Below are 22061 nucleotides of genomic sequence, written 5' to 3' on the forward strand. Positions count from 1 at the left end.
TCACGGTATCGTGAACACCGAGCCGAGCGGGCGGCCCTCCGTCCTCGTTTTCGGCGGCGACGCGGACGAGGCGGCGGACGTTGCCGACGCCGTGGAGAGCATGGTCGCCGCATCCGTGTCCGGCGGCGACGACGCTCACACCCCCGGCGACGACGCTCACACCCCCGGCGACGACGCGTCTTCGACGCCGAACGACGGCGATCTCGCGGCGGCGGAGGCCGCCGTCGTCCTCGACGCCGACGGGCTCGACGCGGTCCACCGCCTCGACCGGTCGTATCGGGTGGTCGCGTTCGTCGACGACCCCGTCAGCGAACCGGCGACCGACCCCCTCGTCGACGCGATCGCGACCACCCCGACGGAGCTCGACGCGACGCTCCGCTGGCTCGCGGCCGGAGGCGGGCCGGGACTCGACCGCGACGACGAGGCGCTGCGGGCCGAACGGGACCACCTGCTTGCGCTGTTCTCGAACGTCCCCGACCCCGCGATCGCCTACGACTACGTCGACGGCGAGCCGATCGTTCATCGAGTCAACGACGCGTTCGAGGAGACGTTCGGCTACGCCGCCGACCGCGTGGTCGGCGAGTCCGTCGACGACTTCATCGTTCCCCCCACCGAGGAGGCCGAGTCCGAGGCTACGGAGCTCAACGAGCGACTCCAGCGCGGCGAGAACGTCAGACGCGAGGTGACACGCGAGACCGCCGACGGCCCCAGACACTTCATCCTGCACGTCGTGCCGATCCGACTCGACGCCGAGAACGTTTCCGGGTACGCGATCTACACCGACGTGACGGAGCGCCGCGAGCGCGAGGCGGCGCTCGAACGGCAGAACGAACGGCTCGACGAGTTCGCCTCGATCGTCTCGCACGACCTCCGGAACCCGCTCTCCGTCGCGGAGGGGTACGTCGCCCTCGCGAACGAGACCGGCGAGACCGCCCACCTCGAGAAGACCGTGGAGGCGCTGGACCGGATGGACGAGCTCGTCGGCGACCTGCTCTCGCTGGCCCGGCAGGGGGAGTCCGTCGGCGACACGGAGCCCGTTTCGATCGAGGCGCTCGCGAGGGACGCGTGGGAGAGCGTCGACACCGGGGGCGCCGAGCTCGTCGTCGACGGCGACGTGACGGTCGACGCGAGCGCGACCCGGACGCGGGAGCTGCTGGAGAACGTGTTCCGGAACAGCGTGGAACACGGCCGGCTGTCGCCGGAGACCGACGACGCCGGCCACGTCACCGTGCGCGTCGGGACGGCGGCGTTCCGCAGCGACGACGGGGCGGCGGGAAGCGGGTTCTTCGTCGAAGACGACGGTTGCGGGCTCCCCGAGGGCCAACGAGACCGCGTGTTCGAGAGCGGGTTCACGACCGAGGAGGACGGGACGGGTCTCGGGCTCGCGATCACGAAACGGATCGCCGACGCGCACGGCTGGGAGGTGCGCGCGCTCGCCGGCGACTCCGGCGGCGCCCGGTTCGAGTTCAAGACATCGTGAGCGTCGGGACCGAACCGGTCCGAAACGACCTTACGCCGCGCGCTCGCCTCTCCGGTATATGGTCGAGAACGTCGTCTATCCCGCGTACTTCGACGCCGACCGATCGCGGTCGGCGGGACGCCGCGTCCCGATGGACCTCGCGATCGAGGAGCCGACCGTCGACGAGATCGCGAAGGCGGTCCAACAGGTCGGCTACGACGCTGTGATCGAACGCGAGAAGACCTACTCACGCGAGTTCGAGCCGCGAGGCGCGGTGGTCGTTCGAGGGACCGAAGACACTGCGAAAAACGACCTCGTACAGGCGATCGCCGCCTACCTCGGGGTCATCAGAGAGTGACGATGCGCCGCGTGGGCACGGTCGTCCGCACCGCCGGCGGCCTCGCTATCGCGCGCGCCGAGGCGGGCGCGGAGCCGCCGCGGATCGGCTCGTCCGTGGTCGACGAGTCACTCGCGACGGTCGGCCGCGTCGTCGACGTGTTCGGCCCCGTCGATCGCCCCTACGTGGCGGTGACGCCGAACGACGACGACCTCGCGGCGCTCGTCGGCGGAAAGCTGTACGCGCGCTGAATCGCGGTCCTACTCGGGAGTCGGCGACTCGGCGGCCTCGTTCGAGCGTTCGTCCTCCGCCCCGTCTTCTTCCTCGTCACCACTCACCACGTCGAAGTCATCGATCGTCTTCGTCGAGCGGGCGAGCCGCTCCGCGACGACGAGCTTCTCCACTCGATCGAGCCGCTGCCAGTCCAACTCCGCCGGCGGCGACTCCTCGAACGCCTGAAACTGTCGATACACCGCCTCGTTGACGAACCGCTCGAACGACTCGCAGGTCGGGCACGTCACCGACAGATGCGAGGTGTCGAACTCGCGGCTCACCGTGTGTTCGAGGCAGTTCAGACAGCGGTACGTTCGAGTTCTACTCATAACGACATATACGGGACCGAACGGGCTAATACCTGCGGTACCGGTGGAGAGAGATCGAAGTCGAAAGCGCTGCGAGGGCGCGCCGGACCGCTAGAACAGCGCCGACGCCGCGGCCTCGGCCGTCTCGATGACCGGCCCGAAGCCGGGCAGGAGCAGCACCGTCGCGACCGCCGCGAAGACGACCGCGGCGTACAGCCCGGTGGGCCGCACGTCGACCGCGTCCAGCGAGCTCGACGACGCCGGGTCGTCGATGAACAGCGCCTTCACGACCCGACTGTAGTAGTACAGCGAGACGACGCTGTTGACGGCGCCGAACGCCGCCAGCCACAGGAAGCCGTTGTCGATGGCGCCCATGAACAGGAAGTACTTCGAGAAGAACCCGGCGAAGGGCGGGAGCCCGGCGAGCGAGAACATGAACACGGCCATCGCCGTCGAGGCGACGGGCGCGCGACGCGCGAGCCCGGCGTAGTCCTCGAAGGTTCGACCGACGCCCCACCGCTCCGCCATCGCGACGAAGAGGAACGCGCCGGTGTTCATGAACCCGTAGACGAGCAGGTGAGCCATCGCCGCGCCCATCACCGCGCCGTTGGCGCCCCCGTCCTGCGAGAGCGCCGCGACGCCGATGAGCACGTAGCCCGCGTGCCCGATGGAGGAGTACGCGAGCATCCGCTTGACCTCCTCCTGGACGGCCGCCGCGAAGTTCCCGAGCGTCATCGTCACGGCCGCGAGAATGCCGAACGCCAGCACCCAGTCGATGCCGGCGGTGAGCGACGCGCCCACCGGGAACGCCTCGGTGAACAGGCGGAACGCGACCACGAAGCCGGCCGCCTTCGAGGCCGACGAGAGGAACGCGCTCACCGGTGCGGGAGCGCCCTCGTACGCCTCCGGCGCCCAGAAGTGGAACGGGACGGAGGCGGTCTTGAACGCGACGCCGCCGACGATCATCACGATTCCCAGACCGGCGACGCCGGCGAGGCCGTCGAGCGCTCCGACTCCCTCGGCGACATCGTCGAGCAGCAGCGACCCGGTCGCCGCGTACACCAGCGAGATCCCGAAGAGGAAGATCGCCGAGGAGAGCGCGCCGACGAGGAAGTACTTCATCCCCGCCTCGACGCTCCCGCGGTCCCGCTTGAGGTACGCGACGAGCACGTACGACGGCAGCGACACCATCTCGAGGGCGACGAACACGACCGCGAGCGAGTTCGCGGCCGCGAGCAGCGCCATCCCGGTCGCTGCGAACACGACGAGCGAGTAGAACGCCGCCGGGCTCTCGTGGTCGTGGAAGTAGTCGTGGGCCGCCACGACGACCAGCGCCGTCACGGACGCGAAGATGGCGGTGAAGAACAGCGCCATCGTGTCCACCTTGATCGCCTCGGCGAACAGGGTGATCGCCCCGCCGGTGTCGGTGCTCCCGGTGCCGGAGACGACCAGCCAGACGCTGGCCGCGAGCGCGGCGAGCGAGCCGATCGCACCGACGACCGCCATCGAGGTGTTCGACCGCGCGTCGGGGCTGATCGTGTCGACGAGCAGCAGCGCGAGTCCCGTGAACGCGAGCAGGAAGACGGGCAACAGCGCCGCGACCTGCGGAAGCGTGTTAACCATCGACGGTCACCCCCTCGACCACGGGAACGGCGGCGTCACGGATCATCTCGAAGAAGATGTCGGGCGCCACGCCGAGCACGATGATCGCCACCAGAAGCACCGCGAGCGGGGCGACGTCGTGGAACGGCGCGGGACCGACCTCGTAGTCGGTTTCGAGCTCGAAGGGCCCGAACAGCGTGCTCTGCATCGCCGACAGCAGGTAGCCGGCGACGATGACGATACCGAACATCGCGAGCGCCGTGAAGATCGGCGCGTACGGCAGCGCCGGGGCGGCGAACGAGCCCACGAAGATGAAGAACTCACCGGCGAAGCCGGCCATCAGCGGGAGTCCCATGTACCCGAACGCGCCGGCGACGAGGATGCCCACCGCGACGGGCATCCGGTCGGCCATGCCGGACATGTCGCCGACCATCCGCGTGTGCGTCGCGTTGTAGATGACGCCGACGGCCATGAACATCAGCCCCGAGATGAGACCGTGCGCGACCATCTGGAACGTCGCGCCGCCGACACCGTACTCGGTGAACACGATGAGTCCGAGGATGACGTACCCCATCGACGAGACGGAGGAGTAGGCGACGATCCGCTTGAGGTCCTTCTGGGCCAGCGCCAACATCGCGCCGTAAATGACGCTGATGACGGCGACGGCGGCGATCGGAATTGCGAGCGCCGACGCCTGGTCCGGAAGCATCGTGAAGTTGAATCGGAGTAGCGCGTACGTCCCCATTTTCAGGAGGACGCCGGCCAGCAGCACCGACACCGGCGTCGGCGCCTCCACGTGGGCGTCGGGCAGCCACGTGTGGAACGGAACGATCGGGACCTTCACCGCGAACCCGAGGAACATCGCGAGGAACGCGACCATCGCGATCCGGTCCGGTGAGATGTTGAACCACGTCCCGAGACCGCCGTCGGCGATCGCCGCCGTGATCTCCGGCAGCGCGAACGAGCTCACGGAGTCGCCGAGCGCGAACGTCAGCGACATGAACCCGATGAACATCAGCAGCGACGCGGCGTTCGTGTAGACGAAGAACTTGATCGCGGCGTACTTCCGACGCGGACCACCCCAGATGCCGATGAGGAAGTACATCGGCACGAGGACGGCCTCCCAGAAGACGAACCAGAGGAAGAAGTCGAGCGCGGTGAACACGCCGAGCAGGTTCGCCTCCATGAACAGCATGAGCCCGTAGAACTGGCTCTGGCGCGAATCGATCGGCGTCCACGCGCTCACGATCGCGAGCGGAACGAGGAACGTCGTGAGCACGACGAGCGGGAGGCTGATCCCGTCGACGCCGACGAACCACGAGACGGTCCGTCCGCCGACCTCCAACCACTCGATCTGGGTCGCGTACGCGATGTCGCCGCCCGTGAGGGCGTTGCCGGCGCCGTCGAAGCCGGACCAGAGGTACAGCGAGCCGGCGAACGGGAGCAGGCTGAACGCGAACGCCAGCCGCCCCGCCCACTCGTCCGGCGCGAGCAGCACGAGGAGCGCGGCCACGAACGTGACGCCGATGAGCGCTTCGAGCATCACAGGAACCACCCCCCGGTCACGCCGAGCGCGAGAAGCAACGCGACGAGCCCCAGCGTGAGCAGCATGGCGTACTGCGAGACCACGCCGCTCTGGAGTCGGCGGACCCGACTCCCACCGAAGAGGCTCACCGACGACACGCCGTTGACGACGCCGTCGATGATCCCCTGATCGAAGGTGTTCGCGCCGCCGGCGACGTCCTCGGTGCGATACGCGAGCCATACCTGCAGTTCGTCCAAGTAGTAGTTGTTGTACAGCACGTCTTTGATCCCGCCGAGCTTCGCCGTGTGTTCCGTCGGCGACGGAACGTTGTAGAGCCGCCACGCGACCGCGAGGCCGCCGAGCGCTAAGCCGAGCGAGACGACCGCGCCGACGAGCACCGTACCGACCTCGCCGCCGACGAGGTACGCGCTACTGTACGGGCCGATGTCCCCGTAATGGTGCGAGGAGAGCCCTTCGATGCCGCCCCACTCGTTGTCGAGCCAGCGGTGGAGCAGGTCGATCCCCTCCAGTCCGAGGACCTTCTGGACCGGCACCATGTTGATGAAGCCGGTGACGACCGCGAGCGAGCCGAGAACCGTCAGCGGCCCCTTCACGTTCCAGCGAACGGGTTCGGGGTCGCGTGCGGTCTCGCTCCGGGGCTCGCCGTGGAACGTCAGGAACACCATCCGGAAGGTGTAGAAGGCGGTGACGGGCACCGCGAGCAGTCCCATCAGGTAGCCGCCGAGCAGCAGCGGGTCATTGAGCCCGTGGACGAGCGCCTCGTAGAGGATCTCGTCTTTCGACCAGAAGCCGGCGAACGGGAAGATGCCCGCGAGCGCCAGCGACCCGGCGAGGAAGGTGTAGTAGGTGACGGGCATCTTCGATCTGAGCCCGCCCATGTCCCACATGTTCTCGTTGTGGTGCATCGCGATGATGACCGCGCCGGCACCCAAGAACAGCAGGGCCTTGAAGAAGGCGTGGGTCGTCAAGTGGAAGACCGCGGCCACGTACCCGCCCGCGCCGAGCGCGAGCATCATGTAGCCGTACTGCGAGATGGTGGAGTAGGCGAGCACCTGCTTCAGCTCGTCTTTCACGAGCCCCATCGTCGCCGCGAACAGCGCGGTGAAGCCGCCGATGAAGGCGATGACCGCGAGCGCCGTCGGCGACAGCGCGTAGAACCCGTACATGCGCGCGACGAGGTAGACGCCGGCCGCCACCATCGTCGCGGCGTGGATGAGCGCGGAGACGGGCGTCGGGCCCTCCATCGCGTCGGGGAGCCACGTGTGCAGTGGGAACTGCGCGGACTTCCCGACGACGCCGCCCAACACGAGCAGGCCGACGACCGTCAGCCACGTCTGCAGTTCGACGCCGCCGGGCGTCCACGCGACCGACCCGGAGCCATTGAGCGCTGCGTCGGCCAGTGCGGGGAACGACCCATCACCGGCGAACTGTGCGGTGCCGAACGTCGCGATCACCGCGACGACGCCGATCAGGAAGAAGTAGTCCCCGAACCGCGTGACGAGGAACGCCTTCTTCGCCGCCGAGGGCGGTCCCGGCTCCCGGAAGTGGAAGCCGATGAGCAGGTATGAGCAGAGCCCGACCAGCTCGAAGAACATGAACGCCATCAGCAGGTTGTCGGCGACGACGAAGCCGAGCATCGACGCCGTGAACAGGCCGAGCCCGGCGTAGTACCGGGGGAGTCCCGTCTCGCCCTCGTCGTTCATGTAGCCGAGCGAGAACACGTGGACTAGAAGCGCCACGAGCGTCACGATGACGAGCATGAGCGCCGATAGCGGGTCGATCAGGATTCCGAAGGATAGCTCGACGTCCGTCGGACCGATGCCGCCCGCGTCCGCCCACGTGTAGAGCGTGCGGTTCGCCGCCTCCCCGCCCGCGACCGTCGCGAGCACCCACAGCGAGAGCAGGAACGACCCCGCCGTCGCCGCGATGCCGCCGAAGGCGCCGCCCTTCGGGAGGTGTTTGCCGACACCCAGGGCGATCAGGAACGAGAAGAACGGGAGGAGAACGATCGCCGGAACGTATGAGAACACGTCTATCATGTTACCACCTCATCTCCGTTGGAACGGTCACGTCGGTGACACCGAAGTTGCGGTACAACACGAGGATGATGCCGATCCCGATCGCGACCTCCGCGGCCGCGAGCGCGATGACGAACAGCGCGAACACCTGCCCCGTGAGGTCGCCGTAGTACAGCGCGAACGCGACGAAGTTGATGTTCGCGGCGTTCATCATGAGCTCGACGCTCATCAGGAAGTAGAGCGCGTCTCGCCGCGTGAGAACGCCGAACAGGCCGATACAGAACACGGCAGCGGCGAGCAGCAGGTACCACTCGGGCGGGATCGAGGAAGCGACGGCCGTCATTACCGCTCACCTCCGTCGCGTCCGCCGTCGGTGAACGCCGTGCCCACCGCAGAGACGATGGAGCCGTCCTCCTCGCGTTTCGCGAGGTACACCGCGCCGTCGACGGCCACGTCGAGCGCGACGGCGGCGATCAGGAACGCGGCGAGGAACCCTTCGGAGGGCACCGCGCCGAGCTCGTACTCGCCGAGGTTGAAGAGGGCGTACCCGATGTTGTGGACGATCGACGCGTCCGCCGGGAACGCCGCCACCTCGCCGAAGTCGGCCGACAGCACCGTCAGGGCCATGATTGCGAACAGGAGTCCGACCGCGACTGCGGGTACGAGACGCCCGCGGCTTCGGGAGTCATCGTTACTCATGCGCTATTCACCTCCGTTTCCGTGTCCGATCGCGTGAGCATCACGGCGAACGTGACGAGGATCAACACCCCGCCCACGTAGACGAGGATCTGCATGGCGGCGATAAACTCCGCCTGCAGCATCACGTAGTGCACCGCGACGCTCGTCAGGGCACCGCCCAGAAGCAACGCGGCGTGGAACACGTCGCGCGCGAGGACGACCCCGAGGCCGAACGCCAGCGTGACCGCGGCGAACAGCCCGAACGCGATGGTAGCATAAACCATTGTGTTTGTCTCCTATGAGAGTCCCTTTGAAGATTTCGAGACGCGCCCGCTACTGGTAGTCGACCTCGCCGTCTCCCTCCCCGATCCACGCGCCGCGATCGGGGTTCCGGGACTCCAGCGGGTCGATTCCCTTGTACCACGGGACGTTCTTGAGCTGTTCTTTGTTGAACACGAAGTCGTCCTTCGTGTCCGCGGTGAACTCGAAGTTCTGCGTCAGCAGGATGGCGTCGACGGGACAGACCTCCTCGCAGAGTCGACAGTAGATGCACTGCCCGATGTGGAGGTTGTACTGCTCGCCGTTTCGCTGGTCGTCCTGCACGATCTGAATCGTGTCGTTCGGACAGACGTTCTCGCACTGGCGGCACCAGATACACCGTTCTTGGCTGAACTTGTGGACGCCGCGGAAGCGCGGGCTCACCTCGGGCGCGTCCTCCGGGTACTCCACCGTGAACGTCTTCCCGTCCAGCGCGTGCTTCATCGTCGTCGCCATGGATTTCATGAGTCCGATCATATTACGCGATCACCCCCACGATTACGGCCGTGAGAACCAGGTTCGCGAACGACAGCACCAGCATTCCTTTCCAGCCGATCTCGATCAGCTGATCGATCCGGACGCGGGGAATCGCCGCGCGGGCCCACTGCGTGAACAGGAAGAAGCCCCAGACCTTCACCACGAACCAGATGAAGCTGATACTCTCCGGCCCCGGACCGGATGCGCCGCCGAGGAACACCACGGAGAGGATCGCACCGCCGAGGAAGATGTGGACGAACTCGCCGAGGTAGAACAGGACGAAGTACGCCGAGGAGTACTCCGTCTGGTACCCCGCGACGATCTCCGTCGGTGCCTCGGGGATGTCAAACGGGTTCCGACCGATCTCCGCCATGTTCGCCGTGAGGAACAGCACGAACGCGAACGGGTTCACGAACGCGTACCACGCCGGGATGTCGAACCCGGCGATCGTCACGAGCGTCTCCGTCTGTGCCCCGACCACGCCGCTTATCTGGAGCGTCCCGGCGAAGATCACGACGGACATCGCGGTGACGATGAGCGGGATCTCGTACGCGAGGTTCTGCGCGACGGCGCGGAGCCCGCCGAGTAGCGAGTACTTGTTGTTCGACGCGTAGCCGGCCATCACGAGCGAGACGGAGGCGATGGAGGCGAACGCGAACACCAGCGCCAGCCCGACTTCCGGGTCGGCGAGGTGGAGGTTCAGCGGGCCGATCTGGCCCATCGGGATCACGGAGAACCCGAGCATCGCCGACGCCGGCAGCAGTATCGGAGCGATGTCCCACGTCGGGCGGTCGACTCCCTCTGGGATGATGAGCTCCTTCGCGAGCAGCTGGACCGCCGCCGCCGGGATGATGAGCAGCCCGTAGGGGCCGATCCGGTCGACCGCGATGCGGTCGGTGAACGCCGCCGTGATCTTCCGTTTCGCCCACGGTCCGGCGACGCCGGAGAACGCGAGGATGATGTTGGCGACGACGGCGGCCCCGACCAGCGAGGCGACGACCTCGCCGAGCACGCCGGGAAGCCCGAACGTGTCGACGAGGAACTCGGGGAACAGCTGTGCTGGCGCCGTCCCCATCAGCGGTCCACCTCCCCGAGAACGATGTCTAAGCTACCGAGCGCCGCGACCACGTCGGGGATGTACTCCCCGTTCGCCATCTCGGGAAGCGTCTGGAGGTTCGAGAAGCAGGGCGACCGGATCTTGAACCGCGCCGGCTTGTCCGTCCCGTCGGCGCGGATGTAGATGCCGAGCTCGCCCTTCGCGCCCTCGACGGCGCGGTAGATCTCGGTGTCGTCGTCCGGGCGCAGCGTGCGCGGCACGTTCGCCTGGATGTTCCGTTCGTCCTCCGGCCAGTCCTCGAGCAGGTCGACGCACTGCCCGATGATCTTCGCCGACTCCTCGACCTCGCGCATCCGGACGAGGAGGCGGCTGAAGTTGTCGCATCCCTCCTCGGTGACGACGTCCCAGTCGAGCTCGTCGTAGTACCCGTACGGGTCGTCGCGACGCAGGTCGTAGTCGACCCCCGAGCCGCGGGCGACGGGGCCGGTGGCCCCGTAGTTCTTCGCGACCTCCGGCGGCAGAACACCCGTGTCGATGGTCCGCATCTGGAACACCTCGTTCGAGGTGATCAGGTTGTGGTACTCCTCCACGGACTCCGGGAGCTGGTCGAGGAAGTCCCGGGTCTTCGAGAAGAACTCCTCGCGTGGCTCCGGGAGGTCCCAGACGACGCCGCCGAGGCGGAAGTAGTTGAACATCAGCCGCTGGCCCGTCAGATCCTCCAAGAGGTTCTGGACGCGCTCGCGGTCGTTGATGGCGTACATGAACGTCGCCGTGAAGTCGCCGTTGATGTCGAGCGCGAACGTGGCGAGCGCGAGCATGTGCGCGGCGATCCGGCACATCTCCGCGCCCATCGTCCGGATGACCTGCGCGTACTCCGGGACCTCGATGTCGGCGAGGTCCTCGGCCGCGCGGGCGTACGCCCACTCGTTGAGCAGGCCAGCCGAGATGTAGTCCCAGCGGTCCGGGTAGGGCATGATCTGGTGGCGGTACGTCCCGGACTGCGCCATCTGCTCCTCGCTACGGTGGAGGTAGCCGATGTCGGGCTCGACGTCGACGACCTGCTCGCCGTCGAGCGTCGTCTTCAGGTGGAGCACCCCGTGCGTCGCCGGGTGGTGCGGCCCGATGTTGAGGAACATCGTGTCGGACTCAGCGTCCTTGTGGTGGTCCTCCAGCGGGTTCGCGTGCTCCGGCAGCGTGGCGATCTGCGGTCGGTCCAGGTCGTAATCCATCGACAGGGGATGGCCCTGCCACGTCTCGGGCAGGAGGATCCGCCGCAGGTCGGGGTGGTCGTCGTACTCGATGCCGATCAGGTCGTACGCCTCGCGTTCGTGCCAGTCGGCGGTACGGAACACCGGTTCGGCAGACTCGGAGACGGGATCGTCCTTGTCGGCGGGGACGACGACGCTGACCTCCTGGGTCGGGTCGTCGAACTTCTTCAGATGGTAGATCGACTCGTACCGGTTCTCGTACTCCTGTGCGGAGACCACCGAGAGGTGGTCGTACCCCGCCTGCTCTTTCAGGATCGAGAGCGTCTCCTGGACGGTGTCGGGCCGGATGACGAATCCGGGCGCGTTCAGGTGGTCGTCGCGGTCGACGACGAGGTCGCCCAAGAGCGCCTCCAGCTCGTCGGGGGTGCGCTCGACGGCGCCGTCGTCGACGGTGTCAGGTCGTTCGAGGCTCATGGCGAATCAGCGAAGTTGTACCGCATGACGAGTTCGTCGTCGTCGATCTGGTCGGCGAGCTTGTCGACGAGCTCGTCGCGTTCGAGGTCGGAGAACTCCTCCAGTTCGTACGGCTTGACGGTGACGGGCGCGGCCTCGCCGTTGGCGATGCGTTCCTGCAGCTTCACGACGCCGTAGACGAGGGCCTCGGGACGGGGCGGGCAGCCGGGGACGTGGATGTCGATCGGGATGACCTCCTCGGCGCCCTTGATCACGTTGTACCCCTCTTGGAACGGACCGCCGGAGATGGTACACGAGCCCATGCCGACCACGAACTTCGGCTCGGGCATCTGGTCGTAGACGCGCTTCATCCGCGGGGCGAACTTCGAGACGATCGTCCCGGGGACGATCATCACGTCGGCCTGCCGCGGCGAGGCGCGGGGGACCCCGCTCCCGAAGCGGTCGAGGTCGTGTTTCACCGCGTAGGTGTGCATCATCTCGATGCTGCAGCAGGCGATGCCGAACTGCAGCATGAACATCGAGGATCCGCGACACCAGTTCAGGAACTTGTCGAACTTGGTGAGGATGAACGGCGAGGAGCCGAACGCCTCGCGGAGGCGGGAGTTAAATCGGTCTCCCTGCCCGGTCATCCGGGCGTCCCGCGTCTCGGTCACGACTTGCGATTCGTCGGTGATGAATGGTTGATCGCTGCTCATTGGTTGAGGTCACGCTCCGTCTTTCGACTGGTCGCGCGGGGACTCCGGGCCCAGCTGATGGCGCCGGAGCGCCACGCCCAGACGAGTCCGATCGCGAGGATTCCGACGAACGCCAACATCGGCCACAACAGGTCGATCATCGGCACGCCGGCGCTGATCGCCGGACGGTAGATGACGGCCCACGGGAACAGTAACACGGTCTCGATGTCGAACACGACGAACAACAGCGCGACCATGTAGTACTGGATGTTGAACCGGATCCGCGTCCCGCCCGTCGGGGTCTCGCCGGACTCGTAGGTGGTACTTTTACCGGTCTCAGGCACGCTCGGACGGAGCAACGCCGACACGGACATCATCGCTAGGGGGATGACCAGGCCGACGGCCGCCAAGGCGCCGATCGCTATCCAATCGCTCATATAGGTCTCCGTAACGTGCTGGGGTTTGGACCGCCCCCTCATAAGCGTTGAGTCTTCACCGCAACGCCCCCACGTCGCCGAAAACGCCGGCCAGCAGGTCGGACGGGCGATCGGGGTTGAGCGTCTCCGCGGTCCTCCGGACGACCCTACGACTCGTCCCGCTCGCGGAACCCGTCGATGCCGAGGTCGTGAAGACCCGCCGACACGTCTGCGACGCCGCCTTTCAGCCCCTCGTGGTACTCGACCAGTCGCTCTTCGATCGCGTCGTGCTCGCGCGCGAGCACCTGCGCGGCCGACAGGGCGGCGTTGAACGACTTCCCCGCGTCGACCGCGACGATCGGGGCCCCGGTGGGCATCCCGATGACCGAGTTCACCGACTTCTCTTGAACCGGGACGCCGATCACCGGGATCGGGTACGCGAGCGACGCGGTCATGTTCGGGAGGTCGGCGGACTTCCCGCCCGCGCCCGCGATCACGACGTCGAGCCCGCGGGCCGCCGCGGTCTCCCCGTACGCGTACATGAGCTCCGGCGTCCGGTGCGCGGAGACGACGTAGCTCTCGTAGGTGAACCGCGCGTCCGGCGCCTCGTCGAAGTCGGTCTGCTCCGCGAACCCGAGCTCGTCGAGCGCGTCGTACGCGCCCTCCATGACGGGGAGGTCCGAGTCCGATCCCATGATGATCCCCACGTCGGGAGTCGTCTCGGGGTCGGCGTCGGCCGCCGCTTCCGCTTCGAGCCGGTCGATCAGGTCTTGGACCGTCGTCATGGGAGTGGGTGACGCGAGCCGGGTTGTAAATCGTGCCGGTCCGGGGCCCTCCGTCACGCCGGCGATAGACACTCCAGCGACCGCAAGGCGGAAGGGCTCGGACGCGGAATCGCTGGACGAACATGCCCTCCAGACGCGCGTTTCTCGCCGGTCTCGGCGCGACCGGAACGGCGGCTGCCGCCGGCTGTCTCGGCGAGTTCGACGCCGCTCCCGGCAGCGACGAGGCGTACGACTGGCCGACCGGCGGCGGCAACGAGTGGAACTCGCGGGCGGTGCCGAACGGCGCCGCGCCGCGCGACGACCCGACCGTCGACCGGACGCACGAGTTCGACGGGATCCCCGCCGGCGACCCGGTGGTGACCGACGGAACGGTGCTTTTGAACACCGGCGTGAACGTGGTCGCGCTCGACCGCGGAGACCTGAGCCGGCGCTGGGCCGTCGCCCCCGACGACAACGACGCGTTTCGCTACACCGGAGCGCCGGCCGTCGCGGACGGCGTGGCGTACGTCCCGGAGCGGGATGCGCTGGTCGCGCGCGATCTCGACACCGGTGAGGAGCTGTGGAGCCGAGCGTTCGAGTACGTCTTCGGCGAGACGACGCCTCTCGTCGTCGACCGCGGGGACGGTCATCGGGTCGTGATCGGCGCCGGCGAGTACCTCCGAGCGTTCGACGGCGCGACGGGCGAGCGACAGTGGGAACGGCGGCTCGACGGGATCGTCCGGCGTGCCGCCGCCCACTCACTGGCGTCGGTGTACGGCGTCGTCTACGCCGCGACCGCCGGCGGGGAGCTGTACGCGGTCGACGACGACGGCCGCGTGCGCTGGAACCGGACCGTCGACGCCGGGATCCGCACCGCGCCGACCGTCGTCGCGTCCCGCGGGCCGGACGACGAGTCGACACGGGGGTCGGGGGACGTGGTGGTCGGCGCGGGAGACGGGTCGGTTCGCTGTTTCGACCGGACCGGGAAGCCGCAGTGGCGCGCCGGCCTTCGCGGATTCGCCGAAGGGGGAATCGCGGCCGGTCACGGCGGAGTGTTCGCGGTCTCGGGCGGGCGGCTGTACGCGCTGGACGCGGAGAGCGGGGACCGCGCGTGGCGGACCGATATCGGAAGCGCCGTTCGACCGACGCCGCCGGCGCTCGTGGGCGACACGATATACGTCGGCGGAGAACGGCTCCGCGGGGTCGGCGTCGACGGGGGCGTCGGTGTCCGGTCCCTCCGCCTCGGAGAGACGCGGTTCGAGCGCGAGGTCGACGGCGGCGCGAGCTACGTCACCGCCGCCGACGGGAGGCTGTTCGCGACGGTGGCGACAGAAACCAGCGACGGGCGGTTAGCGGTGCTCTCCTGAGAGGTACGCGCGGAGGAGGTCGCCGTCGTGGAGCGCCTCCGGGACTCCCTCGAACCACCGGGCGGCGCGGATCTCGTCGGGATCGGTCCCGAGCTCGGCGGCGTCCGGAATCTGCCCAGCGGCGCGCGCCGCGTAGACCGCGTACTCGGCCTCGAACGCGACCGCGTCGCGCTCGGCGTCGACGTACGACTGCTCGAAGACGACGACCGGGTCGCCGATCCGCGCGTCCAGCCCCGTCTCCTCGCGGACCTCCCGCGCCGCCGCGGCCGCGGGCGACTCGCCGGCCTCGACCGCGCCGCCGGGGAGGACCCACCCGTCCGACCACGCGGTCTTCACGAGCGCGAGCCGGTCGTCGGGGTCGCGGACGCGGGCCGCGGCGGTCAGTGCGGTCCCCTCTTCCGCCCACTCGCGGAGCGCCTCGATCCGGTCCGCCGGGAGCCGGATCGACTGGCGTTTGCGGGGCGCCTCGGGCGCGAGGTCGTCGGATGCGGGGTCGTCGGATGCGGGGTCGTCGGGCATCGCTCCGCAGCTACTCGGTCCGAAAGGTCAGCCCGTCGCGGAGGGCTCGCGCCCGCGAGAGCAGGGCGTCGCGGTCGGCGTCACCGGAGGCATCGTCGTCCCTCGGGTCGTCGCCTCCCGCCGTCGCCGTCAGGTGGCCCATCTTCCGGAGCGGGCGCACGTCGTCTTTCCCGTACCAGTGGAGATCGGCGTCGGGCGCCGCGAGCACCTCCTCGACGCCCGACAGCGTCGCGGGCTGCGTCTCCTCGACGTCGCCGAGCACGTTCGCTGTGACCGCGGGCGCGACGAGGTCGGTCGGGCCGAGCGGCCAGCCGAGGACGGCTCGGACGTGGTTCTCGAACTGCGAGGTGCGCGCGCCCTCGATGGTCCAGTGGCCGGAGTTGTGCGGCCGGGGCGCGATCTCGTTGACGAGCACCTCTCCCTCCTTCGTCTCGAACAGCTCGATCCCGAAGACGCCCCGGCCGTCGAGCACGTCGAGCACGTCGCGCGCGACCGACTCGGCCTCGGCGACGACCGCGTCGCCGGTCCGGGCCGGAGCGACGCTCTCGCGGAGGATCTCCTCGCGGTGGACCGTCTCCGTGACGGGGTAGGTCCGCGTCTCGCCGTCGGCCCCCTTCAGCCCCATCACGGCGATCTCGCGCTCGAAGTCGAGGAACTCCTCGGCCATCGCGTTCCCGCCGACCTCGTCGAGCGCGTCGGCCGCGTCCGCGGGGTCGCGGACCGGGACGTTCCCGCGCCCGTCGTACCCGCCCTCGCGGGCCTTCAGCATGACGCCGCCGAACTCCTCGACGACGCGCTCGAGCCCCTCGGCGGTGGCGACCGCGACGAACTCGGGGACGGGGATCCCGGCGTCGACCAGCGCCTCCTTCTGGACGAGCTTGTCCTGAATGGTGCGGAGGGTGTCCGGATCCGGGTGAACGGGCACGTCGTGTTCGGCGGCCGCCTCGGCCATCAGGTCCGGGTCGGCCAGCTCGATCTCGAAGGTCAGGGCGTCGACGCGGCTCGCCAGCTCGCGGATCGCGTCGGGGTCGTCGAAACCGCCGACGATCTGGTCGCTGACGACGGGACTAGCCGGACAGTCGGGCGTCGGATCGAGCACGACGACCTCGACGCCGAGCGGCGCGACCGCCTCGCCCATCATCCGACCCAGTTGACCGCCGCCGACGACGCCGAGCGTCGGTCCCGGTAGCGTGATCGTCATACGCGGCGGTACCGGACGTTACTGCATAAATATTCCCACATTGCACAGATAAATAGGCACATATATGTATAACTTTTCGAGTTCGTTGAAATCGTTTTGTTTAGACATACCACAGTGACACAACCGGTTGCCGGAGACGAACTCTTGATCGATAGCGAGAGTAGGTATAGCGGGTTGGGTGATCGGTTGTTTATAAGCGATCGAGTGATGTTGCTGTCGACTGTTTATAAGTGGTTGATGGTAAATCGGCGGTGAAGACCTCCAAAGCCCCACCCGAAACCGCACAGCACCTCACACCTCCCCAGCCTCGTCGGTCGCCCTCCGCGTTGCTCCGGGCGACCGACTCCAGCGAGGGACCGAAGGTCCCTCTGGCAGCCGGCGCGACGCGCCNCGGTCGCCCTCCGCGTTGCTCCGGGCGACCGACTCCAGCGAGGGACCGAAGGTCCCTCTGGCAGCCGGCGCGACGCGCCGGCGACCTCGCGCGGCGCTCCTCGCGCCCGATGGGCGCTCGGAGGCGCGCGCCACCGCACTCGTCAGTTATAAGCGATCGTCGCAGTCGCTCATGTCTTTTTAAATACGCTCTTGCCGCCACCGATCTGCAATACTCACTCCCGCTATCGCCCACAATCGTTTCTCAGCGCCTACAGCTCGACCGCCGCGAGGTCGCTCTCCAGCTCCACGACGAACTCGTTGTACGCGTCGACGAACCCGCGGAACGAGTCGACGTACTCGCGCACGTCGGCCGCGGACGGCGCCTCGTACTGCGAGAGGAGGTAGAGCCCGCCCGACCCCCCGACCCGGAGGTACGAGACGGTCCCCTCGTCCCACTTCAGCTCCCAGCGGTCGCCGTCGACGCGGGCGGTGAAGGTGCCGTAGTCGTCGCCCTCGTACCGATGGATCTCGCCGGCCATGACGGAGCAGGTGTCGCGCACGCGGTCCAGCACGCGGTCGCGCTCGGCCACGACCCCGTCGGTCGACGCGGGGTCGGGAAATTCGGCGCTCACCCCGTCGAGGACGCCCGAGAGCGAATCTACCCACTCGTTCCACGCCGCGACGAAGTTCGCGTAGTCGCCGAGCGCTGTCGCCAGGTCGGCGGGCTCCGGCGGCTGCTTCGTCGAGATCACGTACACGTCCGAGCCCGACTTCGGCGAGAACAGCAGGAACTCCAGCTCGCCGGCCTCGTGTTTGACGGTCCACGTCCCGCCCGGCGTCGACACCTCCTGTCGGCCGTAGTCGCCGCCCTGCAGCCGGGCGAGCTGGTAGGCGATCGTTCCGGCGTGGTCCCGCACGGCGGCGACGAGCTCGTCGCGCCGGTCGGCGACCGCGTCCGTGTCGCGCACGTCGAGGTCGAACCCGAGGTCGGCGTGGGTGGTCACGGGCGTACTGGGCGCCTCACGGGGTTAACGAGTTCGGGTCGGGAGACGGCGGGGGGAGTCGGCACCGACAGCCGGCGGTCACGCGATCGATTCCCGGAGCTCCCGGACTCGAGCCGGCTCGTCGATCCCCGACCGCACGACCAGCGCGAACACCTCGTCGCCGCGGGGGACCGGGGCGTCGCCACTTAGTATCGCGCCGGAACCGGTCTCGTCGGTGAGCCACCGCCGCCCGTCCGCGATCGCCTCGCGGTTGAGCCACGCCGGCGGCCCGCCCACCACGAGCAAGGTCCGGTCGGCCCGCCCCGCCGGCACCTCGACGGTGTTCTTCCCGCGGGCCGCCTTCCGGATCGTCGTCTCGATCGCCGACACCGCGGCGCTCGTGTCGACCTCGGCGGGTTCCGAGGAGCCGAACAGCCCGAGCCCGAACCGCGACCCCGACTCGGGCGGCTCGACCGCCTGCGTCGCGTGGCCGATGACGGCGATCTCCCCGTCGTCGCCGACCGCTCGGGCCACGTCGCTCGCGTCGAGGACCTGCTGGGGCGTCGAGTCCGCGTCGTCCGCCTCGCCGGCGCCGAACAGCGCGGCGACCCGGTCGGCGACGACCTCGTTCAGCCGGTCGCGGGCGTCGGCGATCGTCTCCCCCGGACGGAGCCAGTCGTCGTTGTCGAACGGGAAGACCGCCGCACAGCGATCGGAGAGCGCGTCGAGGGTCCGCGCGGCGTTCTTCTCCGCGAGGGGCCGGTCCGGGGGGAGGCTCTCGGGGGCGTCCCCCGTCGCGCTCGCGTGGGGCGGGTCGGGCTCGCCGCGCTCGGACTCCGCGGGCGTCGGGAGCAGCCCGACGGCGTAGACGGGGGCGTCGTAGAGGCGGGTCAGCTCCTCGGCCAGCGCCGGCGCGACGCCCGCGCCAGCGCCGCCGCCGAGCCCGACGACGAGGACGAACGCCTCCGCGAGCGACGGCTGCTGGTCGTCCATCGCCCGACTCAACTCGCCGGCGTGGGCGTCGCCGAGCCGCCGGGCCGCGTGGAGGTCGCCGTCGAGCCCGCCCCCGTCGGCCGCGTCGCCGAAGCGGTACCGGCGGGACTCGTCGATCGACCGGAGGGCGTCGAGCGCGGTCGCGTCGGTGTCGAACGCGTTGACGCCCTGCAGAAACCGGTCACCGTCGCTGTCGGCGGCGAGCCGGCCGGCGATCCGACCGCCGGCACCGCCGAGACCGATGACGTGTACTCGCATACGTCACCCCGGTCGTCGAGCGGGGGCTTATGCCTTCGGCTCGGAGGGAGCCCTCCCGCTCAGAACTCGTCGAGCTGACGCTGTCCCCGCGGGACCTCCGGACCGACCTCCTCGGAGTCCCCGCCGAGGAGGCGTATCAGGGCGGTGTTGGCGAACGTGAGGGCCAACACGAGCACGATCGGCGCGAGGAACAGCCCGTGGAACCCGAACACGACCGGCCCGAAGATGTACGCGAGCATGAGCAGCCCGACGTGGGTGGTCTTCCCACTGAAGTAGGGCCGGAGAACGATGTCGGGGATCGTGTCGACGACGACCGCGGCGACGACGAGGAATCCGGCGACGTACACGAGCGCGGCGATGTCGTCGCCGAGGACCGGCTGAACCGCGGTCACCGCCGCGAGCGGGAGGTACACGATCTTCATTCCGATCACGGGGATCAGGCTCGCGACGCCCGTGAGCGCGCCGGCGAGGGCCGGATACGGCACCTCGACGATCTCGGGCGCGACCACGTTGTAGCCGGTGTAGGTCACGACGGCGATGATCGAGATGGCGATGACGTTGAGGAGGTTCCCGTACAGCACCGCCTCCAGCTCGGCGTCGGCCTCTTCCAAGTACTCGCGGACGACGGCGTCGTCGTCGAACGAGAGCAGCCACTCGTGGAACTTCGAGCCGTCAAGCAGCAGGTAGTAGGTGACGACGATCGTGATGAGGAGGTTCAACGCGAGCCCCGAGAGCACGCCCGCCAGCAGCCCCGCCTGCTCGGAGACGAAGTCGATGAGCGGGTCGAGCTGGCCGGACTGGTACGCCTGCATGACCCCCTCGAACGTCGGGTTCGAGAGCGCGGCGAGGTCGCCGACCCACGAGTTCTCGGCGCCGATCGTCTCGGCGACCGGGTACTGCTCGATGAACCGGCGCGCCTCGATCAGCAGGAGGAGCACGGTGTAGCTCAAAAGGCCGATGAGCGGGATGCCGATCAGCGACAGCGAGGCCACCGCCCTGACACGCGCGGGGAGCCGGAAGCGCTCGAGGCGGTGGAAGAGACGACGGGTCGAGTAGTAGAGGAAGACGGCGACCGTGAGCGGGGCGACGAACCGGTAGGCGATGAATCCGACGAGCACCGCGACGGCGAGACCGAAGAGGGCGATGACGAACCGCTTCTCGTCCATGGCCGTTCCTCTCCGCGGTCGGACATAAACCATGGGGCTCGATCGGTCTGCGGGGGAAGACGCGTCGGTTACCGATCCGAGCCGTCCTCGGTCGCGCGCTCGTAGCGCGCCACCTGCTCGCGGTGGAGCGAGAGGATCATGTCGGCGAGGAACCCGAAGATCAGCAGCTGGATCCCCAAGATCGCGGCCCCGACTGCACCGATCGCGATTATCTCGTGGGGGATCCCGTTGACGATCCAGTCGTAGAGCACGTACCCGGTCATGAGCGCCCCGGCGCTCGTCGCTATCACGCCGAGGCTGCCGAAGTAGAACAGGGGGTTGTTCGTCTTCGCCTTCCGGTACAGCTCGAGGAAGATCACGCCGCCGTCGCGGACGGGGTGGAGGTTGGTGGCGGAGCCGCCGGGGCGCTCGCGGTAGGTGACGGGCACGACCGCGACCGACTGCCGGTTCTTCACGCACTCGACGGCCATCTCGGTCTCGATCCCGAACCCGTCGGCGGTGAGGTGGAGCCTGCGGAACGACTCGCGGGTGAAGGCCCGGTAGCCCGAGAGGATGTCCAGGTACTGCTCGCCGTGGATCGCGCGGAACCCGAGGTTGATGATCCGGTTTCCGATCCGGTTCAGTCGGGTCATCGCGCCCGGGCGCATGTCCGCGAACCGGTTCCCGATCACGTGGTCCGCCTCGCCGGACAGCAGGGGATCGAGCATCGCATCGACGTCGCTCGCCTCGTACGTCGCGTCCGCGTCGGCCATCACGACGTAGGGGGCGTCGATGTGTTCGCCGACCGCCTCCCTGACGGCCTGCCCCTTCCCGCGTCCGGACTGCTCGACGACGCGCGCGCCCGCCTCGCTGGCCGCCTCCCGCGTGCCGTCGGTCGAGCCGCCGTCGATCACGAGGACCTCGTCGAGCCCGGCGTCGCGAAACGCCTCGACGACGCGGGCGACCGTCTCGACCTCGTCCATGGTGGGCAGCAGGACGCAGACGTCGTCGTACTCGCTCATTACGGGGTCGATATCGGGGGAGTCGCTAAACTCTGTCCTTCCGGGTCCGGGCCGTGCGGACGGGACGCACGCCCCCTCACCGATCGGCTCGTCGGGCGGCTCGTCGGTTCTGCGGGCACCCATACGCTCATGTATCAGACGATCGATCGTGGTAGCATGGGACACCCACCGGACGCCAGCGTCGAGGAGCTGCTCAGCGCGGCGCGGACCGCCACCGGAGACGAGCTGCGGAGCCTCACGTACTTCACCGAGGAGGACGTCGAGCAGCTCTACCTCCGCAGCGACCTGAGCCGGACGGCCGACCTCGTCGGCTTCGCGGAGAGCGAGCGACACGGGTTCCACGCGCAGTCGCTGTACGCCGACACGCAGCTCGGCGACTACCGGTTCACCGTCCGCGTGTTCGAAAACGGGTACCTCACGCGGGTCATCGCCAACGGCCACGGGATCTGGGTCACGACCGACTCGATGGAGATCGACCGCTTCGAGGAGCTCGCGAGCGCGCTCGCGTCCATTCTGCGATCGTTCGACCCGGCGTAGGCTGCGATCGTTCGACCCGGCGTAGGCTGCGATCGTTCGACCCGGCGTAGGGGAG

24 protein-coding genes are annotated in these 22061 nt (G+C 68.5%); 5 read left to right on the forward strand and 19 right to left on the reverse strand.

Features of this window, described 5'->3' with window-relative positions; translation table 11 throughout:
• The first annotated feature begins 10 nt into the window (after positions 1 to 10).
• The 3 genes from C469_RS05110 to C469_RS05120 are packed head-to-tail and all read left to right on the forward strand — an operon-like array spanning position 11 to position 2047.
• The gene (locus C469_RS05110; RefSeq protein WP_008004445.1) at positions 11 to 1480 is read left to right on the forward strand and encodes a PAS domain-containing sensor histidine kinase; all 1470 of its coding nucleotides are present in this window, start codon (positions 11 to 13) and stop codon (positions 1478 to 1480) included.
• 58 nt (positions 1481 to 1538) lie between these two features.
• Entirely contained in the window at positions 1539 to 1817 is a 279-nt protein-coding gene (gene srp19, locus C469_RS05115; RefSeq protein WP_008004446.1) for a signal recognition particle subunit SRP19, read from the forward strand.
• 2 nt (positions 1818 to 1819) lie between these two features.
• Positions 1820 to 2047 carry an H/ACA ribonucleoprotein complex subunit GAR1 gene (locus C469_RS05120; protein ID WP_049911049.1) on the forward strand — a complete coding sequence of 76 codons (228 nt, stop codon included), beginning with the start codon at positions 1820 to 1822 and terminating at the stop codon, positions 2045 to 2047.
• Between the two features lie 9 nt (positions 2048 to 2056).
• On the opposite strand, the gene C469_RS05125 is transcribed toward C469_RS05120, so the two are convergent.
• The 13 genes from C469_RS05125 to purE form a co-directional block, all read right to left on the reverse strand.
• Positions 2057 to 2398, reverse strand: coding sequence for a hypothetical protein (locus tag C469_RS05125; protein ID WP_049911050.1), 342 nt, complete (start codon positions 2396 to 2398; stop codon positions 2057 to 2059).
• A gap of 90 nt (positions 2399 to 2488) precedes the next feature.
• Complete coding sequence (locus C469_RS05130) at positions 2489 to 4000, reverse strand: NADH-quinone oxidoreductase subunit N (RefSeq protein WP_008004449.1); 1512 nt, start codon at positions 3998 to 4000, stop codon at positions 2489 to 2491.
• Positions 3993 to 5522, reverse strand: coding sequence for a complex I subunit 4 family protein (locus C469_RS05135; RefSeq protein ID WP_008004450.1), 1530 nt, complete (start codon positions 5520 to 5522; stop codon positions 3993 to 3995). The genes C469_RS05130 and C469_RS05135 overlap by 8 nt, the downstream gene beginning before the upstream one ends.
• On the reverse strand, positions 5522 to 7564 hold the full coding sequence (gene nuoL, locus C469_RS05140; protein WP_008004451.1) for an NADH-quinone oxidoreductase subunit L: 2043 nt from the start codon (positions 7562 to 7564) through the stop codon (positions 5522 to 5524). The genes C469_RS05135 and nuoL overlap by 1 nt, the downstream gene beginning before the upstream one ends.
• Before the next feature lies 1 nt (position 7565).
• On the reverse strand, positions 7566 to 7886 hold the full coding sequence (gene nuoK / locus C469_RS05145) for an NADH-quinone oxidoreductase subunit NuoK (protein ID WP_008004452.1): 321 nt from the start codon (positions 7884 to 7886) through the stop codon (positions 7566 to 7568).
• Positions 7886 to 8242: a hypothetical protein gene (locus C469_RS05150; RefSeq protein WP_049911052.1), complete on the reverse strand. Its 357-nt coding sequence runs from the start codon at positions 8240 to 8242 to the stop codon at positions 7886 to 7888. The genes nuoK and C469_RS05150 overlap by 1 nt, the downstream gene beginning before the upstream one ends.
• Positions 8239 to 8505 carry an NADH-quinone oxidoreductase subunit J gene (locus C469_RS05155; protein ID WP_004049822.1) on the reverse strand — a complete coding sequence of 89 codons (267 nt, stop codon included), beginning with the start codon at positions 8503 to 8505 and terminating at the stop codon, positions 8239 to 8241. The genes C469_RS05150 and C469_RS05155 overlap by 4 nt, the downstream gene beginning before the upstream one ends.
• A gap of 49 nt (positions 8506 to 8554) precedes the next feature.
• Positions 8555 to 9016: a NuoI/complex I 23 kDa subunit family protein gene (locus C469_RS05160; RefSeq protein WP_006629674.1), complete on the reverse strand. Its 462-nt coding sequence runs from the start codon at positions 9014 to 9016 to the stop codon at positions 8555 to 8557.
• Between the two features lies 1 nt (position 9017).
• Positions 9018 to 10091 carry a complex I subunit 1/NuoH family protein gene (locus C469_RS05165; protein ID WP_008004455.1) on the reverse strand — a complete coding sequence of 358 codons (1074 nt, stop codon included), beginning with the start codon at positions 10089 to 10091 and terminating at the stop codon, positions 9018 to 9020.
• Positions 10091 to 11755 (reverse strand): NADH-quinone oxidoreductase subunit D, encoded by a 1665-nt coding sequence (locus C469_RS05170; protein WP_008004456.1) that lies wholly within the window; start codon positions 11753 to 11755, stop codon positions 10091 to 10093. The genes C469_RS05165 and C469_RS05170 overlap by 1 nt, the downstream gene beginning before the upstream one ends.
• Entirely contained in the window at positions 11752 to 12450 is a 699-nt protein-coding gene (locus C469_RS05175) for an NADH-quinone oxidoreductase subunit B (protein ID WP_008004457.1), read from the reverse strand. The genes C469_RS05170 and C469_RS05175 overlap by 4 nt, the downstream gene beginning before the upstream one ends.
• Positions 12447 to 12866 carry an NADH-quinone oxidoreductase subunit A gene (locus C469_RS05180; RefSeq protein WP_008004458.1) on the reverse strand — a complete coding sequence of 140 codons (420 nt, stop codon included), beginning with the start codon at positions 12864 to 12866 and terminating at the stop codon, positions 12447 to 12449. The genes C469_RS05175 and C469_RS05180 overlap by 4 nt, the downstream gene beginning before the upstream one ends.
• A 146-nt stretch (positions 12867 to 13012) precedes the next feature.
• On the reverse strand, positions 13013 to 13630 hold the full coding sequence (gene purE / locus C469_RS05185; protein ID WP_008004459.1) for a 5-(carboxyamino)imidazole ribonucleotide mutase: 618 nt from the start codon (positions 13628 to 13630) through the stop codon (positions 13013 to 13015).
• A gap of 122 nt (positions 13631 to 13752) precedes the next feature.
• Between purE and C469_RS05190 the strand changes: the two genes are divergently transcribed.
• Positions 13753 to 14976: a PQQ-binding-like beta-propeller repeat protein gene (locus C469_RS05190; RefSeq protein ID WP_008004460.1), complete on the forward strand. Its 1224-nt coding sequence runs from the start codon at positions 13753 to 13755 to the stop codon at positions 14974 to 14976.
• On the opposite strand, the gene C469_RS05195 is transcribed toward C469_RS05190, so the two are convergent.
• From C469_RS05195 to aglJ, 6 genes are all read right to left on the reverse strand, one after another.
• Positions 14959 to 15495 (reverse strand): NUDIX hydrolase, encoded by a 537-nt coding sequence (locus C469_RS05195; protein WP_008004461.1) that lies wholly within the window; start codon positions 15493 to 15495, stop codon positions 14959 to 14961. The two genes, C469_RS05190 and C469_RS05195, sit on opposite strands and share 18 nt — an antisense overlap.
• 10 nt (positions 15496 to 15505) lie before the next feature.
• A complete protein-coding gene (locus tag C469_RS05200) occupies positions 15506 to 16696 on the reverse strand; it encodes a 5-(carboxyamino)imidazole ribonucleotide synthase (RefSeq protein ID WP_008004462.1) in 1191 nt (396 codons plus the stop codon).
• A 641-nt stretch (positions 16697 to 17337) separates the two neighbouring features.
• Complete coding sequence (locus C469_RS05205) at positions 17338 to 18072, reverse strand: hypothetical protein (protein ID WP_008004464.1); 735 nt, start codon at positions 18070 to 18072, stop codon at positions 17338 to 17340.
• Positions 18073 to 18150: 78 nt separating this feature from the next.
• Positions 18151 to 19302: a cell division protein FtsZ gene (locus tag C469_RS05210; protein WP_008004466.1), complete on the reverse strand. Its 1152-nt coding sequence runs from the start codon at positions 19300 to 19302 to the stop codon at positions 18151 to 18153.
• A gap of 59 nt (positions 19303 to 19361) precedes the next feature.
• Entirely contained in the window at positions 19362 to 20468 is a 1107-nt protein-coding gene (locus C469_RS05215; protein ID WP_008004468.1) for an AI-2E family transporter, read from the reverse strand.
• A 68-nt stretch (positions 20469 to 20536) separates the two neighbouring features.
• Complete coding sequence (aglJ, locus tag C469_RS05220) at positions 20537 to 21469, reverse strand: S-layer glycoprotein N-glycosyltransferase AglJ (RefSeq protein WP_008004469.1); 933 nt, start codon at positions 21467 to 21469, stop codon at positions 20537 to 20539.
• A 156-nt stretch (positions 21470 to 21625) separates the two neighbouring features.
• On the opposite strand from aglJ, the gene C469_RS05225 reads away from it, so the two are divergent.
• Entirely contained in the window at positions 21626 to 22006 is a 381-nt protein-coding gene (locus C469_RS05225; protein WP_008004471.1) for a DUF7522 family protein, read from the forward strand.
• Positions 22007 to 22061: the final 55 nt, after the last annotated feature.

The sequence above is a fragment of the Halorubrum lipolyticum DSM 21995 genome, assembly GCF_000337375.1.
Classification (GTDB): Archaea; Halobacteriota; Halobacteria; order Halobacteriales; family Haloferacaceae; genus Halorubrum; species Halorubrum lipolyticum.